General features: G+C 71.9%; 6 protein-coding genes. 3 read left to right on the top strand and 3 right to left on the bottom strand.

Annotated features, from left to right (window positions below; genetic code table 11):
* The first annotated feature begins 542 nt into the window (after window positions 1–542).
* The 3 genes from ACIBVQ_RS39685 to ACIBVQ_RS39695 all read left to right on the top strand — a co-directional run bounded on the left by ACIBVQ_RS39685 (window position 543) and on the right by ACIBVQ_RS39695 (window position 3,299).
* On the top strand, window positions 543–1,547 hold the full coding sequence (locus tag ACIBVQ_RS39685; RefSeq protein ID WP_399184064.1) for an NAD-dependent epimerase/dehydratase family protein: 1,005 nt from the start codon (window positions 543–545) through the stop codon (window positions 1,545–1,547).
* A 15-nt stretch (window positions 1,548–1,562) separates the two neighbouring features.
* Window positions 1,563–2,708: an FAD-dependent oxidoreductase gene (locus tag ACIBVQ_RS39690; RefSeq protein ID WP_352012088.1), complete on the top strand. Its 1,146-nt coding sequence runs from the start codon at window positions 1,563–1,565 to the stop codon at window positions 2,706–2,708.
* Between the two features lie 150 nt (window positions 2,709–2,858).
* A complete protein-coding gene (locus ACIBVQ_RS39695) occupies window positions 2,859–3,299 on the top strand; it encodes a DUF998 domain-containing protein (RefSeq protein WP_399184067.1) in 441 nt (146 codons plus the stop codon).
* Between the two features lie 199 nt (window positions 3,300–3,498).
* Here the strand turns inward: ACIBVQ_RS39695 and ACIBVQ_RS39700 are convergent, their stop codons facing one another.
* The 3 genes from ACIBVQ_RS39700 to ACIBVQ_RS39710 form a co-directional block, all read right to left on the bottom strand.
* Entirely contained in the window at window positions 3,499–4,452 is a 954-nt protein-coding gene (locus ACIBVQ_RS39700; protein ID WP_399184070.1) for a sodium:calcium antiporter, read from the bottom strand.
* Between the two features lie 168 nt (window positions 4,453–4,620).
* The gene (locus ACIBVQ_RS39705) at window positions 4,621–6,219 is read right to left on the bottom strand and encodes an ABC transporter permease (RefSeq protein WP_399184072.1); all 1,599 of its coding nucleotides are present in this window, start codon (window positions 6,217–6,219) and stop codon (window positions 4,621–4,623) included.
* On the bottom strand, window positions 6,216–7,112 hold the full coding sequence (locus tag ACIBVQ_RS39710) for an ATP-binding cassette domain-containing protein (RefSeq protein WP_399184074.1): 897 nt from the start codon (window positions 7,110–7,112) through the stop codon (window positions 6,216–6,218). Before ACIBVQ_RS39710 ends, ACIBVQ_RS39705 begins: the two co-directional genes overlap by 4 nt.
* Between the last annotated feature and the right edge of the window lie 228 nt (window positions 7,113–7,340).

Consider the following 7,340-nt stretch of genomic DNA (forward strand, 5'->3'; position numbering starts at 1 on the left):
CCAGCCCGCGTCCGGCGTAACGTGGGGATCCCGGCCGCCGGGCCGGCCGTGCGGCTGCTGGTCGGCCCGTGGCCCCATGGCGGCAGGCTCCACGCCCGCGAAGGACAATCGCGTCATCGAGGCCAGAGCCGACGTGCCGACCTTCACCACCTCACCCCTCACCGAGGACGTCCAGGCCATCGGCCCGGTCCCCGTCCGGCCGCCCGAGCGCTCGGACAACCCGCACGTCGACTACTTCACCCGCGTCTGCGACGTTGACCCGCGGGCCGGTCGGTCAACGTGTGCGACGGCCGCATCCGCCCGCGGAGCCGGGCGACATCCGGACCGCCGACATCACCCTGTGGCCGACGGCCCACGCCGCTTCCCGAGCGGCCACCGCATCCGGCTGCAGGCCTCCAGCGGCGCCCACCCGCGCTTCGGCCGCGGCCCCGGAACCGGCGAACCCCGCGCGCCCGGGAGCGAGCCGCCTCTCCGGAACACGGCATCCTCCATGACCGCCGCAACCCGTCAGCCCTCTGGCTGCCACTCACTTCAGGAGCATCGTGAAGCTACTCGTACTCGGCGGCACCCATCACGTCGGCCGCGCCGTCGTCGAAACCGCGCTGGAGCGCGGCGACGAGGTGACCACCCTCAACCGCGGTCTCAGCCGCGACCCCGCCCCCGGAGTCCGCGCCCTGATCGCCGACCGCACGGATTCCGAGTCCGTACGGCAGGCACTCGGCGACACCGAATGGGACGCGGTCATCGACACCTGGGCCTGGGCTCCCAGGGAGGTGCGAGAGGCCGCCCGCCTGCTGGCGCACAGGACAGGACACTACGGATACGTCTCCAGCCGCGGCGTGCACCGCTGGCCCTGGCCCTCCGGCTCCGACGAGTCGGCGCCCCTGGTCGACGGCGACCCCGGCAGTACCGACGACGCCGACTACGCCGCCGCCAAGCGCGGCGGCGAACTCGCCGTCCTGGAATCCTTCGCGGGGCGCGCGTTACTGGCCAGAGCCGGGATGATCCTCGGCCCGTACGAGGACGTCGGCCGCGTCCCGTGGTGGCTGCGTCGCCTGGAGAAGGGCGGCCGGGTCCTGGCCCCCTCCCCCGCCGACGCGCCCCTGCAGTACCTCGACGCCCGCGACCTGGCCACCTGGATGCTCTCCTGCGCCGAACGCGGTCTCAGCGGCGCCTTCACCGTGACCGGTCCACCCGGCGTGACCACCCTCGGCGAACTCCTCACCACGGCCCTGGAGGTCACCGGCTTCGACACCGAACTGGTATGGGCCGAACCGGATCTCCTCCGGAGGTACGGCCTGCCGCTCGGCATGGAGTTCGGGCTACGCCTGCCCGACGGCGGTGTCCCGAGCGGCATGCACGACGCCGACGTCAGCGCCGCCCTCACCGAAGGCCTCACCACGCGCCCGCTGCGCGCGACCCTCGCCGACACCTGGGCCTGGCTCCAGGCCGAAGGCGACCCCACACCCCGCACGGACGCGCCCTCTCCCGACACCTGGCTGGACTCCACCGCCGAACAACGCCTGCTCGACCAGCTCTCCCACTAAGGACAACCGACTTTCATGCGTGCCGTCATCATCGGAGCCGGTATCGCCGGCCTGGCCACCGCCCTGCGCCTGCACCAGATCGGCTGGGACACCCTCATCGTCGAACGCGCCCCGGCCCGCCGCGGCGGCGGCTACGCCGTCACCTTCGGCGGCATCGGCTACGACGCCGCCGAACGCCTCGGCATCCTGGACGACCTGCGAGCCAAGGCGTTCGACACCACCGAACTCATCTACCACAAGAGGGACGGATCCCGCCGCTTCGCCCTCGACCGCGCCACCATCGCCGCCACCACGGGCCCGCGCTCGATCACCATCCTGCGCGGCGACCTCGAATCCGTCCTGTACGAGAAGGTCCACGACCGGACCGAGATCCGCTTCGGCACGACCATCACCGCCGTCGACCAGGACGACCACGCCGTCCGCGTCGCCCTGGACGACGGCAGCACCGAGGAGGCCGACCTGCTGATCGGCGCCGACGGCCTGCACTCGGCCACCCGTGCCCTGTTGTTCGGGCCGGAGGAGGACTTCCTGCTCGACCTGGGGCACAAGGTCGCCGTCTTCATGCTGGACCGGCGGCCCGCCGGTATCGCACCCGGCGCGACCGGCACCCTGTCGTCCAACGGCCGTACCGCAGCGGTCATCAGTGTCGGCGACGGCCGCAACGTCGCCTTCTTCGGCTACCGCGCCGACCACGCCCGTCCCGGCGAGGACGTCGCCACCCAGCTGGGACGCGTCTACGGTGACCTCGGCTGGGTCATCCCCGAAACGCTCGCCGGGCTGGCTCGGGCCGACTCGGTCTATTTCGACACCATCAGCCAGGTCGTGGCACCGACCTGGAGCAGAGGCAGGGTGGTGCTGCTCGGCGACGCCGCCTGGTGTGTCACCCTGTTCGCCGGGTACGGCTCCTCACTGGCCGTCGGAGGCGCCGACCGCCTGGGCACCGAACTGGCCGCCCACCCAGGAGACGTCTCCGCCGCGCTGACCGCGTGGGAGGCCGCCATCCGGCCCGAAGCCGAACGCAAACAGAGGCTCGGCCGCCGGGTCAAAGGCGTCTACGCCCCCGCCAGCCCGCTGCTGCTGTGGCTGAGCCTGCTCCCGCTGAGGCTGGCCTCCCTGCCTCCGGTACGCCGGTACATGACGCGCCGCTTCATCAAGGGCTGAGGGCCGTGAACACCTGGCCGGGTCGGCGGCCAGGTGTTACATTCCAGGCGTCTACAGGAACGCACCCCGCGGTGGGGCGCGAACGTCGGTGAGCCGGGAAGCCTGGTCGGCCCGCGATCTTTCGATCGTGGAGCTAGGAGGCTGTTCCCGATGCGCCCGACCACACCCCTTCTCACATGCGGCACCGCCGCCGGTGTCCTCGTCCCAGTGTTGCTCCTGCTCGACGGCGCCACCCGGCCCGGCTACAGCCTCTGGCATCACGGTGCCAGCCAGCTCGGCACCGGCGAGCGGGGCTGGCTGCAAACGGCCAACTTCGTGATCGGCGGGCTCCTGCTGTTCGCCTTCGCCGCCGGGATGCGCCGTGCTCTTCCTGCCGGTGGTCGAGGCTGGGCGCTCTACTCGCGCTGGTCAGGTGCGCTGGTCATCGCCTTCGCCGTCGCCGCAGGCGTCGCCTTCCGACTGGGCCTTCAGGGCGTGGTCCGGCCCGCACCCGCCGGGCTGCTCGAACACGCCGCCCTGTTGGTCGGCTTCACCTGGATCGTCACCGCCGCAGCCCACCAGCGCCGCCGTTACACCCATGCGGAGGCGTGAGGTGGAGACCGCGTTGGAAACCTGCCCGGCCGTTACAGCCCACAGGCTCTGGTCGGTTCGTCGCCCTGTTCACCCTGGTGAACAGACCTCCGCCACGGTCACCGCCGACGCTGACCCCGCAGCTCGCCGAGCCACCCGCTGACTCGTCGGCCTCGTCTTCCTGTCGCCGCCGGCCGTTCCGATCCTCCTCGCGGGCCGACTAGGGACCCGCTGAAACGATCAGCGGGAGCAGCGCACCGTAGAGGACGAGCAGGAGGACCGACTCCCGACGGCTGAGCCTGCTGCCCCGGGCGAGCAGGCCCCAGCTGATTCCGCTGATGCCGACCATGGCCACGACCAGCGCCGGAGCCACAGCGGACGGCACACCGCCGGAGGAGAAGGCGACCACCGCTCCTCCCACCAGACTGTTGACCAGATTGCTGCCCAGCAGGTTGCCGATGACCAGGTCACCGTCGCCACGGCGTTGCGCCTGGACCGAGGTGACCAGCTCGGGCAGCGAGGTGCCGAGCGCCACCAGGGTGAAACCTACGACCTGGGAGGACACTCCAGCCCGGATGGCGAGCTCGGAGACGTTGGCGACGAGCAACTGCGCCCCCAGCAGTGTTCCGCCCAACCCGACGATCGTCCGGGCTGCCTCGACCACCAGGCGGGACCGTATCGCGGCCCCGAGGTGATCCGTGGTCTCGGCGACCAGGGCGTCTCGCGGGTCCGCACGGGCGAACCTCAGGAGCATGACCACCGAGGCGACCATCGCCAGGGTGAGAAGGACACCCGTCACCGGGCCGAGGCCGTACGTCAGGGCCACCGCGAACGCCGTCACCGCGGCCAGGGACAACGGAGCCTCACGCCGCAGGATCGACGACCGTACGGCGAGTGCGGCCGTCAGCCCGCCGACGCCGAGGATCAGCGTCATGTTGACGATGTTGGAGCCGACCAGGCTCGCGGCGGCCAGATCCGTGTGTCCCCGGGCGGCCGCCGTGGCGGCCACGACCAGCTCCGGGGCACTGGTGCCGAATCCGATGACCACGACGCCGACGACGACCGGCTGGACACCGAGCCGCCCGGCCAGCCGCCCGGCGCCGATGACCAGATGGTCGGCGGCCAGCGCGAGCACAACGAGACCGATCACACTGAGGATGGCGAGTACGAGCATTCGTTCCGCCTTTCCAGGGATGAAAGCGACATCGAAGGTGGAGCCGTCAGAAAGGGCTGTGGCGAACCGGGGCCGCTGTGACCGCTCCCGGCCACAGGGCGTCCCCGGGTTGCCGACGGCGCGGCGAACCCGCAGGGACCCGGCCTGCCCGCGACCGGTGCGGACCGGTCAGCCGCCTGTCAGATCTCGCCGCCGGAAACCGGCCAGACCCGCCAGGACCAGCGCCGCGGCGACCACGACCAGCCAGGCGAGAGGACCGAACGTCGCCTCGTCTCCGGGAACCCGCGGCAGATGGGCGAAGGGCGACAGGTCCTGGATCCGTTCGTCGATCCCGAGCAACCTGCCCAGCTGGCCGAGCAGGACGAACGCCCCCAGCACCGCCCACGCGAGGCTGGTCAGCCGGGGCACGAACCCGAACAACAGCACCGCGACCCCGGCCATTACCCACACCGCGGGCGCCTGCGCCAGCGCCGCACCGGTGATACGAAGGGCCTGACCCGCGGGATCACCGACACGAATACCGTGTGCGAGACCGGCGGCCAGCCCCGCCACGGCGAGGACCGTCGTGGCGCCCCCAAGTGCCCACACCAGATGACCGGCCGGCCACCGCCAGCGGGACACGGCCGCCGCCAGGACCGGTTCGGCGCGCGCCGCGACCTCCTCGGCCCGTGGCCGCAACGCGGCCTGCACCGCGTAACCCGCGGCCACCATGCCCAGCAGGCTCATCACGGTGGCGAGGAAGGCGTCGACAACGGCCCCCGCGCCGCCGAACCCCGCCATCAGGGCGGCGAGCTGCGGATTGTCGTCCACGATGTCGCCCACGCTCAGGGCCAGCGCGCCGAACACCGCTCCCACGACGGCGAACGCGATCACCCAGCCCAGCAGCACGCCTCGGTGCAGTCTCCAGGCCAGGGCCGTCGGGCCGCTCAGACGTGGTGCCGCCGTCGCGGGCCCCCGCCTGGACGACAGCAGACCCGTTCCGACATCACGACGCCCGGCCAGCAGGTGGGCGACGGCCGACAGAGCCGCTGCGGCCACGGCGAACAGGGCGAACACCGTCCATCGCTCGTCGGCGAAGGCCCGCACCCGCTGCGCCCAGCCGAGGGGGGACAGCCAGGACAGCGTGTCACCGTCGGCCGCGTCTCCCGCCGCCCGCAAGAGGAAGGCCAGACCGAGGACGGCCAGGGCGATGGCGTTGGCGGCGCGGGCCGTCTCGGTCAGTTGCGCGGTCAGCGCCGCGACGCCGGTGAACACCCAGCCCGTCCCCGCCACCGACAGGCCGAAGGCCAGCGCCCCGGAGACGGGCAGTCCCCGCGTGGCCAGACCGAGCGCGCTGAGCAGGGCGACGGCGAGGTTCGCCGCACCGGCCACGAGTACGGCGGCCGCCGGAAGCGCGTGACGGCCGACCGTCCCGGCGCCGATCAGCTCGGCTCGGCCGGTCTCCTCCTCGGCGCGGGTGTGCCGGGTGACGAACAGGACGCTCAACAGGCTGGTGAGGACGGCGGCGACGCCGGTCACCCGCCAGGCGGTCAGACCTCCGGCGGAGGACGGATCGAAGATCGGCCCGGTGAGCGCCCGCAGAGCCGGGTTGGCGCCGATGGCGAGCCCCAGCGCGAGCCTCTCCCCCATGGTCGGGTACAGCTCGACGATCGCCGAAGCGGTGGCCGTCACCAGCCCGGGGATGACGACGACCCAGATGGGCAGTCGCAGCCGATCGCGGCGGAGGGCGAGCCGAACCAGTGTGCCGGTGCCGGTGAGGGCGCTCATGCCGCGTTCACCCGGTAGTGCCGCAGGAACAGCTCCTCCAGGGACGGCGGCCGGCAGGCGAGGCTTCGCACGCCCGCTTCGCTGAGCAGACGCAGGACGCCGTCGAGCCCGTCGGGGTCGGCCTCGAACCGCACATACGGGCCGTCGACGACCAGGTCGTGCACGCCGGGGAGCGCGGCCAGCCCGTCCGGTGTACGGGCGAGTTCGGCGGTGACGGACGTGCGGCTCAGGTGGCGCAGCTGGGTCAGCGTCCCGCTCTCGACGACCCTGCCCTCACGGACGATGGTCACCCGGTCGCACAGTGCCTCGACCTCCGACAGGATGTGGCTGGACAGCAGCACGGTACGGCCGTTGTCCCGCTCTTCGGCTATGCAGTCGCGGAACACCGCCTCCATGAGCGGGTCGAGACCGGAGGTGGGTTCGTCCAGCAACAGCAGTTCGACATTGGAGGCCAGCGCGGCGACGAGGGCGACCTTCTGCCGGTTCCCCTTGGAGTAGGCGCCGCCCTTCTTCGTCGGGTCGAGGTCGAAGCGCTCCAGCAGCTCCGCCCTGCGCCGCAGGTCGAGTCCGCCGCGTAGCCGCCCGAGCAGGTCGATGGCCTCCCCGCCGGACAGCGTCGGCCAGAGCACGACATCGCCCGGCACATAGGCCAGCCGCCGGTGCAGTTCGACGGCGTCACGCCACGGGTGTCCGCCGAGGAGTTCGGCGTGACCGGAGTCGGCGCGCATCAACCCCAGCAGGACGCGCAGGGCCGTGGTCTTACCGGCCCCGTTCGGGCCGAGGAAGCCGTGCACCTCGCCCGTTCGCACACTGAGGTTCAGGCCGTTCAACGCGTGGACGCCGCCGAAACGCTTGGTCAGGTCACTGATGAGCACGGCAGGGCTGCCCGGCATGGGCGCCTCCTCGAAGCCGGTCCGATATGACGTTGCCGACCAGACTTCCCGGCGCTCCGACGTTGACGGTAACAGCGGCGAGGAGCGTTGACCAGAGCCTTTTCGCGGGAGTTCGTGCCCTTTCAGGGCAGGCCGGTGAAGCGCTCGATCTGTTTGGTCTTGCCGGAGACGATGATGACGTCGCCGTAGGCCAGCACGGTCTCGGCGGTGGCGTAGGTGAACTCCTCC

The sequence above is a fragment of the Streptosporangium sp. NPDC049376 genome, assembly GCF_044466505.1.
In the GTDB taxonomy this organism is placed as follows: Bacteria; Actinomycetota; Actinomycetes; order Streptosporangiales; family Streptosporangiaceae; genus Streptosporangium.

Excerpts from the sequence above, each read along its gene's own strand:
- ACIBVQ_RS39690 (WP_352012088.1), top strand. The coding sequence starts at position 1,563 with ATGCGTGCCGTCATCATCGGAGCCGGTATCGCCGGCCTGGCCACCGCC.
- ACIBVQ_RS39695 (WP_399184067.1), top strand. The coding sequence starts at position 2,859 with ATGCGCCCGACCACACCCCTTCTCACATGCGGCACCGCCGCCGGTGTC.
- ACIBVQ_RS39700 (WP_399184070.1), bottom strand. The coding sequence starts at position 4,452 with ATGCTCGTACTCGCCATCCTCAGTGTGATCGGTCTCGTTGTGCTCGCG.
- ACIBVQ_RS39705 (WP_399184072.1), bottom strand. The coding sequence starts at position 6,219 with ATGAGCGCCCTCACCGGCACCGGCACACTGGTTCGGCTCGCCCTCCGC.
- ACIBVQ_RS39710 (WP_399184074.1), bottom strand. The coding sequence starts at position 7,112 with ATGCCGGGCAGCCCTGCCGTGCTCATCAGTGACCTGACCAAGCGTTTC.